The organism is Pantoea sp. LS15 (genome assembly GCF_012241585.1).
In the GTDB taxonomy this organism is placed as follows: domain Bacteria; phylum Pseudomonadota; class Gammaproteobacteria; order Enterobacterales; family Enterobacteriaceae; genus Enterobacter.
The window spans coordinates 14,278-31,386 of record NZ_JAAVXA010000001.1 but is presented as its reverse complement, the minus strand read 5'-3'; the positions used below and the strand labels follow the sequence as shown (position 1 = coordinate 31,386).

General features: G+C 52.2%; 16 protein-coding genes. 8 read left to right on the top strand and 8 right to left on the bottom strand.

What is annotated here, in order from left to right; all coding sequences use genetic code 11:
- Positions 1–132: 132 nt before the first annotated feature.
- The 3 genes from prc to msrC form a co-directional block, all read right to left on the bottom strand.
- Positions 133–2,181 carry a carboxy terminal-processing peptidase gene (prc, locus tag HED65_RS00140; RefSeq protein ID WP_114976913.1) on the bottom strand — a complete coding sequence of 683 codons (2,049 nt, stop codon included), beginning with the start codon at positions 2,179–2,181 and terminating at the stop codon, positions 133–135.
- Positions 2,182–2,200: 19 nt separating this feature from the next.
- Positions 2,201–2,887, bottom strand: a complete 687-nt coding sequence (proQ, locus tag HED65_RS00135; protein WP_114976912.1) for an RNA chaperone ProQ — start codon at positions 2,885–2,887, stop codon at positions 2,201–2,203.
- A gap of 96 nt (positions 2,888–2,983) precedes the next feature.
- A complete protein-coding gene (msrC, locus tag HED65_RS00130; RefSeq protein ID WP_114976911.1) occupies positions 2,984–3,481 on the bottom strand; it encodes a free L-methionine (R)-S-oxide reductase MsrC in 498 nt (165 codons plus the stop codon).
- A 132-nt stretch (positions 3,482–3,613) separates the two neighbouring features.
- Here msrC and yebS point away from each other — a divergent pair, with 132 nt between their 5' ends.
- From yebS to HED65_RS00110, 4 genes are all read left to right on the top strand, one after another.
- Positions 3,614–4,897, top strand: a complete 1,284-nt coding sequence (gene yebS, locus HED65_RS00125) for a membrane integrity lipid transport subunit YebS (RefSeq protein WP_114976910.1) — start codon at positions 3,614–3,616, stop codon at positions 4,895–4,897.
- Positions 4,866–7,499 carry a PqiB family protein gene (locus HED65_RS00120; RefSeq protein ID WP_168112366.1) on the top strand — a complete coding sequence of 878 codons (2,634 nt, stop codon included), beginning with the start codon at positions 4,866–4,868 and terminating at the stop codon, positions 7,497–7,499. The genes yebS and HED65_RS00120 overlap by 32 nt, the downstream gene beginning before the upstream one ends.
- A gap of 76 nt (positions 7,500–7,575) precedes the next feature.
- Positions 7,576–9,018, top strand: coding sequence for a 16S rRNA (cytosine(1407)-C(5))-methyltransferase RsmF (gene rsmF / locus HED65_RS00115; RefSeq protein WP_114976908.1), 1,443 nt, complete (start codon positions 7,576–7,578; stop codon positions 9,016–9,018).
- A 106-nt stretch (positions 9,019–9,124) separates the two neighbouring features.
- Positions 9,125–9,364, top strand: a complete 240-nt coding sequence (locus HED65_RS00110) for a YebV family protein (protein ID WP_028018652.1) — start codon at positions 9,125–9,127, stop codon at positions 9,362–9,364.
- A 34-nt stretch (positions 9,365–9,398) separates the two neighbouring features.
- On the opposite strand, the gene pphA is transcribed toward HED65_RS00110, so the two are convergent.
- Positions 9,399–10,043 (bottom strand): protein-serine/threonine phosphatase, encoded by a 645-nt coding sequence (gene pphA, locus HED65_RS00105; protein ID WP_114976907.1) that lies wholly within the window; start codon positions 10,041–10,043, stop codon positions 9,399–9,401.
- 166 nt (positions 10,044–10,209) lie between these two features.
- Between pphA and HED65_RS00100 the strand changes: the two genes are divergently transcribed.
- On the top strand, positions 10,210–11,151 hold the full coding sequence (locus HED65_RS00100) for a VirK/YbjX family protein (protein ID WP_114976906.1): 942 nt from the start codon (positions 10,210–10,212) through the stop codon (positions 11,149–11,151).
- A gap of 407 nt (positions 11,152–11,558) precedes the next feature.
- On the opposite strand, the gene HED65_RS00095 is transcribed toward HED65_RS00100, so the two are convergent.
- From HED65_RS00095 to yobA, 3 genes are read right to left on the bottom strand one after another with little or no spacing between them, the layout of a single operon-like run.
- Entirely contained in the window at positions 11,559–11,897 is a 339-nt protein-coding gene (locus tag HED65_RS00095) for a YebY family protein (RefSeq protein ID WP_114976905.1), read from the bottom strand.
- A 16-nt stretch (positions 11,898–11,913) separates the two neighbouring features.
- Positions 11,914–12,783, bottom strand: coding sequence for a copper homeostasis membrane protein CopD (copD, locus tag HED65_RS00090; RefSeq protein WP_114976904.1), 870 nt, complete (start codon positions 12,781–12,783; stop codon positions 11,914–11,916).
- 1 nt (position 12,784) lies between these two features.
- Positions 12,785–13,156 carry a CopC domain-containing protein YobA gene (gene yobA, locus HED65_RS00085; RefSeq protein ID WP_114976903.1) on the bottom strand — a complete coding sequence of 124 codons (372 nt, stop codon included), beginning with the start codon at positions 13,154–13,156 and terminating at the stop codon, positions 12,785–12,787.
- A 137-nt stretch (positions 13,157–13,293) separates the two neighbouring features.
- On the opposite strand from yobA, the gene HED65_RS00080 reads away from it, so the two are divergent.
- The 3 genes from HED65_RS00080 to exoX all read left to right on the top strand — a co-directional run bounded on the left by HED65_RS00080 (position 13,294) and on the right by exoX (position 14,973).
- A complete protein-coding gene (locus tag HED65_RS00080; protein WP_114976902.1) occupies positions 13,294–13,524 on the top strand; it encodes a DNA polymerase III subunit theta in 231 nt (76 codons plus the stop codon).
- A 111-nt stretch (positions 13,525–13,635) separates the two neighbouring features.
- The gene (locus HED65_RS00075) at positions 13,636–14,286 is read left to right on the top strand and encodes a carbon-nitrogen hydrolase family protein (RefSeq protein ID WP_114976901.1); all 651 of its coding nucleotides are present in this window, start codon (positions 13,636–13,638) and stop codon (positions 14,284–14,286) included.
- 24 nt (positions 14,287–14,310) lie between these two features.
- A complete protein-coding gene (gene exoX / locus HED65_RS00070; RefSeq protein ID WP_028018644.1) occupies positions 14,311–14,973 on the top strand; it encodes an exodeoxyribonuclease X in 663 nt (220 codons plus the stop codon).
- Here the strand turns inward: exoX and ptrB are convergent.
- Positions 14,970–17,030, bottom strand: a complete 2,061-nt coding sequence (gene ptrB, locus HED65_RS00065) for an oligopeptidase B (protein WP_114976900.1) — start codon at positions 17,028–17,030, stop codon at positions 14,970–14,972. The two genes, exoX and ptrB, sit on opposite strands and share 4 nt — an antisense overlap.
- Between the last annotated feature and the right edge of the window lie 79 nt (positions 17,031–17,109).

Genomic DNA, 17,109 nt, shown 5'->3' with positions numbered 1-17,109 from the left:
TTGTGGCTATTTTCAAGCATCCGGCGGGCGTAAGTCACCAGAAAGACACAACTTTACACAATTGGAAACCTGCCTGACGGAAGGATGCAGAACAAAAAGAAACAGGCACAATTTCTTGTGCCTGTTGGGAGATTATTTTGCCGGAGCAGGTTGTACGGCAGGTTTCTCTTTTTCAAGATTCGCCAGGTCGAGTGCAATATGCACCGTCTCATCCAGATAGGGATCTGGCTCCTTGTAATCTTTTGGCAGATCGTCAAGTTTCTTGAGCAGAGGTTTGCCTTCACGTTTGAAGCGATCGTTGATACGCGCCAGACGTGTTGCATCGTCTTCGTTGTTCTCTTTTTCACGCTGATCGTAGTTCAGAGAAACAATATTCCGTTTATCTTTCAGAGCATTGAAACGCGCAATGTCCTTCATGATGTACTGGAATTCCGCATCCTTCGCAATGCGGTCATTATGCGCTTTCAGCAGTTCAGGACCAAACTGCGTCATATCACCCGCTTTCACATAGGTCGCAGCGTTGATGCTGTCCCACGGTAACGCGTTATCTTCAAACTTCTCGCCGGTTTCCGTCTCTTCCGTGCCTGTCGGCATCATGATATCCGGTGTCACGCCTTTACGCTGCGTACTGCCACCGTTCACGCGGTAGAACTTCTGAATAGTGTACTGAACCGAACCCAGCGCAGGCCATTCAGGGCGCAGCATCTGATCGTAAATACGATTCAGAGAGCGATACTGTTGAACGGTGCCTTTACCGAACGTCGGCTCACCCACGATCAACGCACGGCCATAGTCCTGCATTGCCGCGGCAAAGATTTCTGACGCTGAAGCACTGAAGCGGTCAACCAGGACCACCAGCGGGCCTTTGTAGTAGACCACACCGTCGTTGTCGGCATCTTCACGCACTTTACCGTTGTTATCACGTACCTGAACCACAGGACCAGATGGAATGAACAGACCAGAGAGTGAAACCGCTTCCGTCAGCGCACCGCCGCCGTTACTGCGCAGGTCGATGATAATGCTGCTAACGTTCTGCTTTTCAAGCTTCTGCAGCTGAACTTTCACATCGTCAGTCAGCCCTACGTAGAAGCCTGGAATATCCAGAACACCTACCTTCTCTTTACCCACGGTTTTCACCGACATTTTCACCGCGCGGTCTTCCAGACGGATACGCTCACGGGTCAGGGTAACAATACGGGTTTTAGTGCCTTTACCTGCAGGCAGAACTTCCAGACGAACTTTGCTGCCTTTCGGGCCTTTAATCAGCGCCACCACATCATCAAGACGCCAGCCGATCACATCAACCATGTTCTGACCGGTTTGTCCCACACCCACAATGCGATCACCTACACTTATCGCTTTGCTTTTGGATGCCGGGCCACCTGCGACCATCGAATTGATCACGGTATAATCATCATCCATCTGCAGTACCGCGCCGATACCTTCGAGAGACAGGCTCATTTCAGTATTGAACTGCTCGGTATTGCGCGGGGAGAGATAGTTGGTATGCGGATCGATTTCGTGGGCAAAGGCAGTCATTGCCAGTGAGAAGACATCCTCACTGTTAGTCTGCGCCAGACGACGAATGGCAAATTTGTAACGACGTGTCAGCGTGTCACGGATCTCTTTTTCATCTTTGCCAGTGAGCTTAAGGCTTAATTCGTCATATTTAACTTTTCCGTCCCACAGCGCATTCAACTCGGCTTCATCTTTCGGCCAGGGTGCTTTACTGCGATCCAGATTAAAGGTGTCATTGCCGGTGAAGTCCATCGGACGTTCCAGCACTTTCAGCGCGTACTGATAACGTTCAAAGCGGCGCTTTTGCGACAGGTTGTAGAGATCGTAGAACAGATCCAGCTTGCCTGAACGCAACTCGTCACCCACCTCGGATTTACGCTTCGCGAACTGCTCGACATCGCTGGCGAGCAAAACGTTATGGCTGTAATCCAGCAAGTTCAGATAGCGGTCAAAGATTTTGGCCGAAAAGGCCTGATCGAGATCGAACTGACGATAGTGTGAACGGGTGAAACGTGAGGTCACACGCTCGCTCACAGTTGCGTGCTGCGTCTCTTCCTTAAGAACCGGAATTTGATCAACACGCGTGATATCGTCCACTGCGAAAGCGTGACCTGTTATGGCAAACAGGCCCGCCAGCGCGGTGAGCTTAAAAAAAGTGTTCATGCCAGGCTTGGCCTCCGTTTCAGAACAACAAGTGTTCTGCGCGTACAATCATTGACATACCAGAAGTCAGCTGTACACGAACGCCATCTTTGGTGATTTCCAGTACAGTGGCGTCCATAGCATTGTTACCCGCTTTTACTTTCAGTGCCTGACCAACGCTCAGGGCGTTAATGTCTGAAACCGGAGTATGGCGCGGCTCTTCACGAGGAGCGCGCGGGGCTTTCGCTGCAGGTTTGTCAGCACGCGGTTTGCGATCGTTATTTTCGTGACGACGCGGTGCAGGGCGTGGTTTACGCTCACGACGAGGCGCTTCTTCCTGGCCGTTTGCCGCTGCGGCTTCGCGTTTTTTCGCTTGCTGTTCTGCACGTTGTGCCTGAACGCGTGCTTTGGCTTCTTCCAGCTGTTTACGCGCGTGTTCAACGTGCTGCTCATCCAGCTCACCACAAGGGTTGCCATCGAGATCCACGCGAGTCGCGCCCGGTTTGATACCGTACAGGTAACGCCAGCTCGAAGTATAAAGACGTAAGGCGGAACGCAGTTGAGTTTTGCTGAGGTTCATTTCCCCTTCAACACGTGCCACCAGATCCTGAAAAATACCGACTTTCAGGGGACGAGCTTCACCTTCAGCACTGAAGCACTGTGGGAAACGCTCGGCCAGAAATGCGATAACTTCTTTACTGCTATTCAACTTAGGTTGATTTTCCATGAAATTTCCTGATTACAACGGACGTTGCCAACAAGCGCAGGCATGAACAGGCGTCATTATAATGACGCTATCAGTAAATGCTACGTTATCCGTTGATTATCCTGCGACGCTCGCAAAGAATTTTTGATAATCGGTTGCTGCGAGAACGTTTTCCAGGTTTGCTACCAGCTCGCGCAGTCCCTGTTCGTCCTCGGTTGTAAAGCGACTGAAGACCGTACTGTCGATATCCAGAACGCCAATAATCTGATTTTTTACCACCAGTGGCAGAACGATTTCAGAATTGCTAGCGGCATCGCAGGCAATGTGCCCGTCAAACGCGTGAACGTCCTCTATACGCTGTACTTCATTTTTAGCGACAGCGGTTCCGCACACGCCGCGCCCCACAGGGATACGCACGCAAGCGATTTTCCCCTGGAATGGCCCCAGCACCAGCGTTTCGCCTTCAAGAAGGTAAAAACCGGCCCAGTTCACCTCGGACAGACGTTCAAAGAGTAATGCACTTGTATTTGCCAGAGTGGCTAAGAAGCTGGTCTCACCCGCCATCAATGCCTTAAAATCGCGGTTTAGATCCGCGTAGAATTCTGTTTTGTTCATTCTTCAATCACTTAGTTGTCTTACAAAATTACCGCAGAGCCTATTAAAATAAGCATTAAATGCGCTCATGCTCAAGATGAATCCGTTCATGAGTTAATATAACGTTCAACAATACTTATTTGTGCGCAGCCGATGGCCTTAAAAACAACCAAAATCACGCCGACAAAAAAGATAACTGTCCATACGGTAAGCGAAGCTTTGCCTCGTGCACATTATCAGCGTTGCCCCCAGTGCGATACGCTTTTTATGTTGCCGAAGATGAAATCGCATCAAAGTGCCTTTTGTCCCCGCTGTGATGCCAAAATTCGTGACGGGCGGGACTGGTCATTGACCCGCCTCGCCGCCATGGCCGTCACCATGCTGCTCCTGATGCCTTTCGCGTGGAGCGAGCCGCTGCTGAAACTCTATCTGCTAGGTGTGCGCATTGACGCCAACGTGCTGCAAGGGATCTGGCAGATGACGCGCCAGGGAGATCCGGTGACTGCAGCCATGGTGCTTTTTTGTACCGTGGGCGCGCCGCTGGTACTGGTCGCTGCGATTGCGTATCTGTGGCTCGGCAATATCCTGGGTATGAACCTGCGACCCGTGTTGCTGATGCTGGATAAACTTAAAGAGTGGGTCATGCTGGATATCTACCTTGTGGGTGTTGGCGTGGCGTCGATCAAAGTACAGGACTACGCGTTCCTGCAGCCAGGCGTCGGACTCTTTGCTTTTATCTGTCTGGTATTGCTCAGTATCCTGACGCTGATACACCTGAACGTCGAGCAACTCTGGGAGCGTTTTTACCCTCAGCGCCCTGCCACACGCCCGAATGAGAACCTTCGGGTCTGTCTGGGATGCCACTACACCGGGCTGCCTGACGCGCGTGGCCGCTGCCCACGCTGCCATATTCCTTTGAAGGTACGGCGCAACAACAGTCTGCAAAAATGCTGGGCCGCACTGATTGCCTCTATTGTGTTTCTGATCCCAGCCAATATGCTGCCGATTTCCATTATTTATGTGAATGGTGCACGTCAGGAGGATACCATCCTCTCTGGTATTATCTCCCTTGCACACAGCAATGTGGGGGTCGCGGCAATTGTGTTTATCGCCAGTATCCTGGTGCCGTTTACCAAAGTAGTGGTGATGTTTACCCTGCTTATCAGCATTCACTTTAAATGTGAGCAGGGGTTACGAACCCGTATCCTGCTTCTGCGATTCGTCACCTGGATTGGTCGCTGGTCGATGTTGGATCTGTTCGTGATTTCGTTGATGATGTCGCTGATTAATCGTGACCAGTTACTTGCTTTTACAATGGGACCCGCGGCTTTTTATTTCGGCTCAGCGGTGATATTGACTATTCTTGCTGTGGAATGGCTGGATAGCCGCTTACTTTGGGATGCACATGAGTCAGGAAACCCCCGCTTCGCCGACTGAAGCGAGAATTAAAACAAAACGCCGCATTTCGCCATTCTGGTTGCTGCCTGTCATCGCCCTGATGATTGCAGGCTGGCTTATCTGGACGAGCTATCAAGATCGCGGGAGTACCGTCACCATTGATTTCCAGACCGCCGACGGTATCGTCGCCGGGCGAACACCTGTTCGCTTCCAGGGAGTTGAAGTGGGTACGGTTCAGGACATCTCCCTTGGAAAAGGGCTGAACAAGATTCAGGTGCGGGTCAGTATTAAATCAGACATGCAGGATGCCTTGCGCAGCGAAACGCAGTTCTGGCTGGTTACGCCAAAAGCCTCTCTGGCGGGTGTTTCCGGTCTGGATGCGCTGGTGGGCGGTAACTATATCGGTATGATGCCAGGTAAAGGTGAGCCACAGGATCACTTTGTTGCCCTGGATACACAGCCCAAGTACCGCCTTAACAACGGCGATTTGATGATCCATCTGCAGGCACCGGATCTCGGTTCTCTGAACAGTGGCTCACTGGTTTATTTCCGTAAAATACCGGTGGGGCGCGTTTACGATTACGCCATCAACCCGAATAAACAAGGTGTCACCATTGATGTGCTGATCGAGCGCCGCTTTACCAATCTGGTTAAAAAGGGCAGCCGCTTCTGGAACGTATCCGGCGTCGATGCCGATCTCAGTCTGAGCGGTGCAAAGGTGAAACTGGAGAGTCTGGCTGCGCTGGTGAATGGCGCCATTGCCTTTGATTCCCCGGAAAACTCAAGCCCTGCCACCGCTGATGATTCGTTCGGATTGTACGCTGACCTGGCGCACAGCCAGCGTGGGGTGATCGTTAAACTCGTCCTGCCTGACGCAAAGGGACTAAAAGCCGGTTCAACGCCGCTGATGTATCAAGGGTTGCAGGTCGGTCAGCTCACCAAAATGACGCTCAACCCGAGCGGTTCAGTCACAGGCGAAATGACTGTTGATCCGAGCGTGGTCGACCTTCTACGCGAGAAAACTCGCATTGAAATGCGCAGTCCGAAACTCTCTCTCAGCGATGCCAGTATCAGTAGCCTGCTGACGGGCAATACGTTTGAACTGATCCCCGGTGAAGGTCAGCCCAGCAATAGCTTTGTGATTGCCCCGGCCGATAAAGCCTTGTTGCAAAAACCAGGTGTCGTGACGGTTACGCTGAATGCGCCAGAAAGCTACGGTATCGAAGCTGGCCAGCCGTTGATTTTACACGGTGTCCAGGTAGGGCAAGTTCTGGAACGTACGCTTAACGAGAACGGCGTGAGCTTCTCGGTCGCCATTGACCCGCAATACAGCAACCTGGTCCATGGCGACAGTAAGTTTGTGGTTAACAGTCGTGTCGACGTGAAAGTGGGTCTGGACGGGGTGGAGTTCCTTGGGGCCAGCGCCAGCGAATGGGTCAACGGAGGGATCCGCATTCTTCCGGGCGATAAAGGCCCTGTGCGTGACAGCTATCCGCTATATGCCAACCTGGATAAAGCGATTGAAAACAGCCTGAGCGATCTTCCTACCACGACACTAACATTAAGTGCCGAGACATTGCCGGACGTTCAGGCAGGCTCCGTGGTGCTTTATCGCAAATTTGAGGTCGGGGAAGTGATCACCGTTCGCCCTCGCGCGGACGCATTTGATATCGAACTGCATATCAAGCCGGAGTATCGTAAGCTGTTGACGCCAAACAGCGTATTCTGGGCTGAAGGCGGTGCAAAAGTTCAGCTCAACGGTAACGGGCTGACGGTGCAGGCTTCCCCACTTTCACGCGCGCTGCGTGGGGCAATTAGCTTCGATAACCTCAGTGGTGCAGGCGCGAATCTGCGCAAAGGTGATAAGCGTATTCTCTTCCCGTCCGAAACCGCAGCACGTGCCGTTGGCGGGCAAATTACCCTGCACGCTTTTGATGCGGGGAAACTGGCTGAAGGGATGCCAATCCGTTATCTGGGTATTGATATCGGGCAGATCCAGAAGCTGACGCTGATCACCTCGCGTAACGAGGTGCAGGCCACCGCCGTGCTTTACCCGGAATATGTGCAGACTTTCGCCCGCACGGGTTCTCGCTTCTCGGTGGTGACACCGCAAATCTCGGCGGCAGGTGTTGAGCATCTCGACACCATTCTGCAACCGTATATTAATGTCGAGCCTGGCCAGGGCAATGCCCGTCGTGATTTTGAGCTGCAGGAAGCCACGATCACTGATTCGCGCTATCTTGATGGTCTGAGCATTGTGGTGGAGGTACCAGAAGCTGGTTCGCTTAGCATCGGCACGCCAGTTCTGTTCCGCGGTATTGAAGTGGGCACAGTGACCGGTCTGACGCTCGGGACGCTCTCCGACCGCGTAATGGTGGCGTTACGGATCAGCGAACGTTACCAGCATCTGGTGCGAAATAACTCGGTATTCTGGCTGGCTTCCGGCTATTCGCTGGACTTTGGCCTGACGGGGGGTGTCGTGAAAACCGGTACCTTCAACCAGTTCATTCGCGGTGGGATTGCGTTTGCCACACCACCGGGCACACCGCTGGCACCGAAAGCGCAACCGGGTAAACACTTCCTGCTGCTCGAAAGTGAACCGAAAGAGTGGCGTGAATGGGGAACTGCCCTGCCGCGTTAATCTCAGGGCTCCGGTGTCAACGCACCGGAGCCTTTATGCTACACTGCGCACCTGAACTTTTCCCTGTGGTGTACCCGTGGCTCAAAACTCCGTATTTCTTCCTGAACAATTCCTGGCGCAGATGCGCGAGGCACTTCCTTCTCACCTGTCGTTAGATGATTTTATCGCCGCCTGCCAGCGTCCGTTGCGCCGAAGTATTCGCGTCAATACGCTGAAAATCAGCGTCGATGATTTTCTGGCGCTGGTCGCCCCGTACAACTGGCAACTGACGCCCGTACCGTGGTGTGCTGAAGGGTTCTGGATCGAGCGCGATGACGAAGATGCCGTGCCGCTGGGAAGTACCGCCGAGCATCTGAGCGGGCTGTTTTATATTCAGGAAGCCAGTTCTATGCTGCCAGTTGCCGCGTTGTTCGCCGATGACAACGCGCCTGAGCGGGTGATGGATGTGGCCGCGGCACCCGGGTCGAAAACCACGCAGATTGCCGCCCGGATGGGTAACCACGGCGCAATTCTCGCCAATGAGTATTCCGCCAGCCGCGTCAAAGTGTTGCATGCCAACATTAGCCGCTGCGGCATTCATAATGTTGCCCTGACACACTTCGACGGGCGCGTATTCGGCGCTGCCTTGCCGGAAGCCTTTGATGCTATTCTGCTGGATGCTCCCTGCTCCGGGGAAGGTGTGGTGCGTAAAGATCCTGATGCGTTAAAAAACTGGTCAGTTGAAAGCAATCTTGAGATCGCTGCCACGCAGCGTGAGTTGATCGACAGCGCATTTCATGCGCTTCGTCCAGGTGGCACGTTGATTTACTCCACCTGCACGCTGAACCGGGATGAAAACGAAGACGTCTGTCTGTGGTTGAAAGCGCAATATCCCGATGCCGTTGAGTTTCAGCCGCTCAATGATCTGTTCCCCACGGCAAAAGAGGCCATCACGCCTGAAGGCTTTCTACATGTTTTCCCGCAGATCTATGACTGTGAAGGTTTTTTTGTTGCCCGACTGCGCAAAACTGTCGCCGTTGACCCGCTGCCCGCTCCAACGTTTAAGGTCGGCAATTTCCCGTTCACACCGCTGAAAGGTCGAGAGGCCGAGCAGGTCACCCTCGCCGCCAGAAAAGCCGGGCTTGCCTGGGATGAAACACACCACCTCTGGTTACGTGAGAAAGAGATTTGGCTTTTCCCGGCTAATATTGAGCCGCTTATTGGCAAGGTGCGTTTTTCCCGTATCGGTATCCGTCTGGCGGAAGTTCATAATAAAGGTTATCGCTGGCAGCATGAGGCCGTTATCGCCCTCGCCGGACACGAGAATACGTTCGCGCTGACGCATCAGGAAGCTGAAGAGTGGTACCGTGGTCGTGATGTTTACCCTGCCAGTACGCCATCTAATGATGAAGTCGTGGTTACGTATCAGGGATACCCGTTGGGGCTGGCCAAAAAGGTGGGCTCACGACTGAAAAACAGCTATCCGCGTGAACTGGTGCGAGATGGTCGGCTGTTTACCGGTAACGATCGCACCGCCTGAAAAAAAGCGCATTTTTTTACTGGCGATTTTGCTCTCCTTGTCTACGATCAAAAATGGATGACCGCACTGGTCATACCAGATTTTGACAACCGACCCGGAGAGCAATATGACGAAAACCAGCGTGCGTATTGGTGCTTTTGAGATTGACGACGCAGAACTGCGCGGCGAAATACAAGGTGATCGAACGTTAAGTATTCCCTGCAAATCCGATCCGGATTTGTGTATGCAACTCGATGCCTGGGATGCGGACATCAGCGTCCCGGCAATTCTTGATGGCGAACACTCTGTCCTTTACCGTGAGCATTACGATAGCAAAACCGATGCCTGGGTCATGCGCCTTGCCTGACCTAAAGAGAACCCGCCCGAAGGCGGGTTATTTATTACTGCAATTGTGCCAGCGTAAAGTAACCATCGAAGACGGCACCCGTGTCGATATAGTGCAAATTATTAAAATCATACCTTCGGTCGACAGGTGTATGTCCAAACCAGAAATGATCCGCCCCGCTAATTCCCTGCCCTTTTCCCACCATAAACCCCATTAACCGATCGCGATCCCATAATACGCGCTGGGCGCTTACCGGTTTTTGCCAGCGGTATTCCGCCGCGGGATAATCAGCATGAGCGATCACATTCAGACCATTTGCACAGGTGATCTCGATAATATGCGGCAAACTGCGACAGGCATTGAGTAACGATATCGCCAGCTGTTGCTGGTCGCGTTCAAGACGCGTAAACCACATTCCGCCATTCATCGTCCAGAGCGCAAAATCATTATTATCCAGGCTGTCTAATGCCATTTGCTCATGGTTGCCGCGCACCGCGCGAAACCATTTTTCATTGATTAGTGCCAGGCATTTAACGCTATCAGGACCACGATCTATCAAATCCCCGACGGAGATAAGTAAATCCTCATAAGGATTAAAATGACGACGTTTCAGTTCATCCATCAGCCACTGGTAACAGCCATGGATATCGCTGACAACCCAGACGTGACGCCACCTCCCACCTTCTATTCGCTGATACATAAGGCCTCCTGTTAACAGTATAGCCACAGTAGAAATTAATAATGATCAGCGTGGCTTTCACAAAATCAAACAAACGCTAAACCAAACGGAAATAAAGATCCTCATACTATTAATCCCTTTTTGCTGGGTCTTTAGAATAAGAGGAGATAAAAACGAGGGCCTTCACGTGTCTAATACAGACCTGCATAACGATGTTTTCTATCCACATCGCACACATATTATTTCCGAGCTGGTGAAAGGCAAACGCATCCCTGGGCCAATCTGGCAGAAGCGCGAATATAGACTCAAGTTTCTGCTGCGTTCGCTTTTGTTCTGGTCTTCCACCCATCGCATGCTGGAAGCCCTTTCAGGTCGCGACGATTTCGACCGATTGCTGGCTTCTCAGGTGACCTTACCGAGTAAGACCCATCGGCAGTATCTGATGCGCGGCCTGACGGCCAATGATCGTGCAGACGCTATCATTCACCACTATCACTGGATCGATAGCCTGAAAGAGAACGGGCTCGCCCAGGCGCTGACCAGCCCACAGGAGCAACCGATTGTCCAGTTCAGGGCCAAAAACGACACGATCTATACCGTCAATGCCTCTTCTGCCGGGAAAGCCGAACGCGAAGGCGAAAGCACGCTGTGGCTGCGCGATAACGACAACACGCTGCTTGCCAGCCTGACCTTTAGCGCTTCACGCAGCAATGGTCAACGGGTAATAGTGATAGGTGGGCTTCAGGGACCGCGCCGCAACGTATCACGGGACGTGATTAAGCAAGCCACCCGCGCATGCCATGGTCTGTTCCCAAAACGGGTGCTGATGGAAGTGATTTCCCAGCTGGCAGCGCAGTCATCTGTCCGGGCTATCTTTGCTGTCAGCGATGAGGGACACGTTTTCCGCGCGTTACGCTATCGCCTCAGCAAAGGCCGTCATTTCCATGCCAGCTATGATGAATTCTGGGGATCGCTTGATGGTAAAAAGCTCTCCGCCTTCTGCTGGCAACTGCCCCTGCAGATGGAGCGCAAATCTCTTGAGGAGATTGCCAGTAAAAAACGTGCCGAATATCGCCGTCGCTTTGAACTCCTTGATGAAATTGAGGCGTCGGTAAAATCCCGTTTCTAAGCACAGCACGGGCTTTCGCTGATTGCGCACAAAAATTTAACAAAACAGGCAAAAAGGGCTGGACTTCCGCATGCTGTGTTGTGTTATGTTTTAGCAAGTCACACACAGTGTGAACGCTGTATGAGAAAGAAAGTGCTGAAATTACTCGTTTACTTTCATACAGATAAAAAGAGACCGAATACGATTCCTGTATTCGGTCCAGGGAAATGGCTCTTGGGAGAGAGCCGTGCGCTAAAAGTTGGCATTAATGCAGGCTAAGTCGCCTTGCCTTTTAAGAATAGATGACGACGCCAGGTTTTCCAGTCCACAGCTAAAGCGGCCTGAAAAAAAGCGTAAGAGCATCATAAAAAGTAAAAAACCGCAGTGCTTTCGCAAGCATCTGCGGTTTTTTATTGGAAACCTGAACATTAGCAGAGCTTGTCGGCGCGCTCGATAAACGGTGCCAGACTCATCTTCTGTCCCGGATGAGCCGGGTCATCAATCTGAATAATGCTGATCGGTTGGCCACTGCTCTTACCGCTGGCCACCTGCTGCTCTGCGGTCTCATTTAACGGGTATTGCACCAGCGTACTTGGGTTGATCGCATATAATGCATGACCCGGACGGCAAGTCAGCATCACCTCTTCTCGATTGAAAGCCCATTTATCCTTGCCCACTTCAAAACGGCTGACGGTAATCACCTGCGGTGCAGCCAGGGCACTCCCCGTACAGGCCAGTAATAAGAGAGAAAGTACTGTCTTTTTCATATGCTATTTAACCTTATCAGAAGGGTTCCCAGGTAGCGAACAGACTGACCGTTGCCAGCACCAGCGTTCCCAGCACCACCTCTGCCTGTGTCATCCTGATAAAAATCTGTTGCGCTTGTCCGGTCTCCGGACGAAACCGTGGCACCAGAAAATACCGATTTGCCAGCGCAATTGCTACCATCAACGCCACCAGCGCACATTTGAACAACAAAAACCGCACGTAGTCAGTCTGCCATGGGATCTGGATGCCAGTGATAAACAGCGTATTGATAATACCTGTGAGCAGCACTCCTGCGACGGCATAATGACCGACTCGCGAGAAACGCATCATGGTGTAGATAGCAGCATTTTGCCAGCGCCCTTTCGCCAGACGCATGCAGAACAGCAGCGGAAGTAATCCGCCAAGCCAGGTTGCGGCACACAGCAGGTGAAAAGCATGATTAAGACGCTGCAAAGCTCCTGTCGGACCGTCGCTCATCGCCGCGTGCCCTACCCCTGCCAGCAGGATAAGCTGCCCCATTGCGAGCAGTAACAGCCGTGAACCTTTCAGGGGAGCGAGCCATGCAGCTCCGACAGTAATGACAGCAAGAATAATTTGCCACAGCCAGACGCTGCCAAACTGCGTCGCCAGCACACTACGCCAGATCTCCGGGGAAAAGACATCCCCCCAGCCACTACCCATCAATCCCCCCTGAAACACAAACATCAGGAGTGCAGCACCCAGGCTAATTAAAGAAGCCACTTTCTGCTGTAACTGGAAACGCCGGGACATCAGGCGGTGGAGTGAGGAAGGAGCAAACCAGACGCTGTAAAGCGCATTGCCAAAAATGAGCATCAGCGCCCCGAAATGGATAAATCGCAACCCGACATAAAACAGGGCCAGCATGCTATTTCACGCTAAAGTGGTAGCTGCCTTTGGTTTTATGGCCGTCTACGGAGACCACATGCCAGTCGACCTGATAGGTCCCGGGCGTCAGCGTTTGTTCCAGTGGAACCGTCAGCTGAGTGTTGTTCTTTTCGTCTCGTTTAACCGTACCTGTTTTCATAACCTGCTTTTGTGTATCCGTGACCACGACTCCGCTAAAACCAGGTTCGATACCTTCCGAAAAAATCAGCGTAAGGACCTGGGGTGGTGTCACCTGGCTGTCTGCCGCCGGGGTTTGCTGTTTAAGATGAGCATGCGCCAGCACAGAAGGCGTCATGATCATTGATGCCAGAAAGGCAAGTGCGCATACCGCGCGGGAAGTGGTTAATCCCATCGCAATCATTCCTTTTTGTTATGTCTGTATGCTAAAGAATAACGCTGTATAATAAACGAGTCGAGGATCATCCCGCCTCCGCTTGTCATCATCGTGCAATCGCGGTAACGTTGCCGCCGCATAATAAGGAGAAGGAAATGAAGATTAATCTGGCCACCCTTCCTCAGGACGAGATGGATAAAGTGAATGTCGATCTTGCGGCTGCAGGTGTCGCATTTAAAGAGCGTTACAACATGCCCATAGTGGCTGAGGTCATTGAACGTGAACAACCGGCTCATCTGCGTGACTGGTTTCGCGAAAGATTAATTGCCCACCGTCTCGCGTCGGTCAACCTCTCTCGTTTGCCTTACGAGCCTAAAGTTAAATAAGCTTAATAAGTCGTTACACTTCCTTACGCGGAATATGCCAGGATAAGAAAACCCTAGTTTATTTAGGTCTATTCTTAAAATCCCTGCGACTCAGTGTATAAGGAAGTCACGATGTCACAATGGAATATTGCCGCAGCCCAGTATACCGGGCAGCATCACAATGTAGATGACCATGTTTCACGCCATCTCTGCTTCATCGCCGAAGCAGCACGACAGCAATGCGATTTGCTGGTTTTTCCTGAACTTTCATTGACGGGCTCAGGCACAACGGTGTTACCTCCTCCCCCCAGTGATGCGCAGCTTGAACCCCTGCTTAATGCCGCACATTTTTACCAGATAACCCTCATTGCCGGGCTCTCTCTTGAACAGAATGGTCAGCGCCAGAAAGGACTCGCGCTGTTTACACCTTCTCGCCAGAGTATCCTGCGCTACCCTCAGGGTGGCGGTGCAAGTCTGGTTCCGGGGGATAAGCAACTTAGCATCATTGATGCGCATACCGATTCACCCAATCTTGATTCGCAGGCGGCTCTGTTCACCAGTTGCCAGTCGGTCGTGGATTATCGCTGGCGGCAATCCATCAGCACCTTGCAGCGCTTCGCACATAAATATGCCATTGCCGTGTTAATGGCTAATGCTTGTGGCGGCAGCGCATTATGGGATGAAAGAGGTCAGTTGATTGTCCGCGCGGATAAAGGTGAGCTCCTGTTGACTGGCACGCTCAGCAGACAGGGTTGGCAAGGCGATATCATTCCTTTAGGCTAAGCGTTTTGAGCTCAGGAGTTTTCAATGCTGCGCGTCATCGATACCGAAACTTGCGATCTTCAGGGCGGAATTGTGGAAGTGGCCTCTGTCGATGTGGTTGATGGTAAAATCGTCAACCCAATGAGTCATCTGGTGCGCCCGGATCGCCCTATCAGCCCGCAGGCAATGGCAATCCATCGCATTACCGAATCAATGGTGGCGGATAAGCCGTGGATAGAAGAAATTATTCCACACTATTACGGTAGCCCGTGGTACGTCGCGCATAACGCCAGCTTTGACCGCCGGGTGTTGCCCGAAATGCCAGGCGAATGGATTTGTACCATGAAGCTGGCGCGTCGCCTCTGGCCTGGTATCAAATACAGTAACATGGCACTGTATAAGTCCCGTAAGCTTAGCGTCCGTACACCTGAGGGGCTTCACCATCACCGCGCGTTGTACGACTGCTATATTACCGCAGCATTACTCATTGATATCATGAATATTTCTGGCTGGACGCCGGATGATATGGCGACGATTACCGGTCGTCCTGCGCTTCTCACCACCTTTACCTTTGGCAAATATCGCGGTAGAGCGGTGTCTGATATTGCGGATAAAGATCCGGGCTATCTGCGCTGGCTATACAACAACCTCGACAAAATGAGCCCGGAACTGCGCTTAACGCTGAAACACTATCTGGGCGAAGCCTAAGGCTCTGCACCGCCTGGCAGCGTTCCTTGTGCCAGGCCTATCAGGAAGGCATATTCCAGGGCGACGCCTTCATAGGTTTTGAATCGTCCCGATTTTCCTCCATGCCCGGAGTCCATATCAGTACAGAGCAACAGCAGATGGTCATCGGTTTTTAATTCCCGCAGTTTTGCCACCCATTTTGCGGGCTCCCAGTATTGCACTTGCGAATCATGCAATCCGGTGGTGACCAGCATGTGCGGATAGGCTTTTGCCTCCACGTTATCGTACGGGCTGTACTCTTTCATATAGCGATAGTAGATCGCATCCTGAGGATTCCCCCACTCTTCGAATTCCCCCGTCGTCAGGGGAATGGATTCATCAAGCATAGTCGTGACCACATCGACAAACGGAACCTGCGCAACAATCCCTTTGAAGCGATCGGGACGCTGGTTGATCACCGCCCCCATCAACATACCTCCCGCGCTGCCCCCCATACCAAAGCAGAGATGCGGATCGCCATAGCCTTGCTCAATCAGCTCATCACAGACATCGAGATAGTCATTGAAGGTGTTTTTCTTTTTCAGGAATTTCCCATCTTCATACCAGTGCTGCCCCAGTTCACCGCCACCGCGAACATGGGCGATAGCGAAAACAAAGCCGCGATCGAGCAGACTTAATCTACTGCTGCTGAAATCGGCATCCATGCTTGAGCCATAGGAGCCGTAGCCGTAAACCAGCAGTGGGTTTTTACCTTTCTGGAAATGCGCCTGGTGGTAAACAAGAGAGACCGGAACCTCAACGCCATCGCGGACAGTGACCCACAGGTGCTCGCTGCGGTAGTTTTCAGATTCAAACCCTTTGACCTCGGTCTGCTTAATCACCTGACGCTGCCCGGTATCCATATCCAGCTCAAACAGCGTGTCTGGTGTGGTCATGGATGAGTAGCCGTAGCGCAACCGCGACGATTCGGGTTCAGGGTTGAAACCAATCCACGTCACATACGCTGGGTCGTCGAACGCAATCCCCACTACTTCCCGTGTTTTACGGTTGATTTGCCGGATACTGGTCAGCCCGCGCTGACGCTCTTCCACCACCAACCAGTCAGTAAACAGAGTGAAGCCTTCCAGCATCACTTGCTCCCGCGCAGGAATAAGCACCTCCCACTTACGTTCATCACGCACTTTGGTTTTATAGAGACCAAAGTTTTTGCCCTCGCGATTAGAGCGCAAATAAAAACTGTGCTGGAAGTGATCCAGACTGTACTCATGATCCTTACGACGCGGCAGAAAACAGAGCGGCTGGGCATCAGGTAGTTCGGCGTCCAGCAGCAAAACCTCAGACGTCGTCGCGCTGGCGAGGAAAATAATCACATAGTGGCGTGAGGAGGTTTTATGCAGGCTGACATAAAACGTTTCGTCTTTCTCTTCATAGACCAGTTCGTCATCGGCAGAACCCGTCCCTACGGTATGTCGCCACACCTGATAAGGCAGTAGCGTGGACGCATGCTTTTTGACGTAGTAGACAGTCTCGGAATCATTCGCCCAGACAAAATCCGGGGAGACGTTTTCCAGCATTTCAGGATACCAGTTACCAGTGTCCAGATTGCGAAAACGCAGGCCATACTGACGACGGGAGAGGTAGTCCTCAGCCAGCGCCATAATCGTGTTGTCAGGTGAAATGGACATGCCGCCCAGCGTATAAAATTCGCTGTGGGCGGCGCGCTGGTTGGCATCCAGCAAAATCTCCCACTCATCCCATTCGGCACTTAACACGGGTTGTCGTTGGTAGATGGGATACTCGTTGCCGGGCTCGTAGATATGACGATAGCGATAGCCATTTTTGGTCCAGGGCGCGGAGATATCATGCTGAGGAATGCGCTGTACCATTTCATTCAGCAGTTGATCCTGAAGTGCCTGCTGGCTGGACATGACCTTGCGGCCATAGTCGTTTTCCTCGTGCAGGTAGTCGAGCACCTCTGGCCGCGAGCGCGAATCGTCCCGTAGCCAGTAATAATTGTCTATACGCGTATCGCCATGCGTGGTTATCGCATAAGGAGTACGTCGGGCTTTCGGTGGCATGTGATCATTCTTGTAAGTTCTACACCCTATAAGGGTGGCAAAACCCACGCATGATGCAAGCGAAACATGACCACAGAAG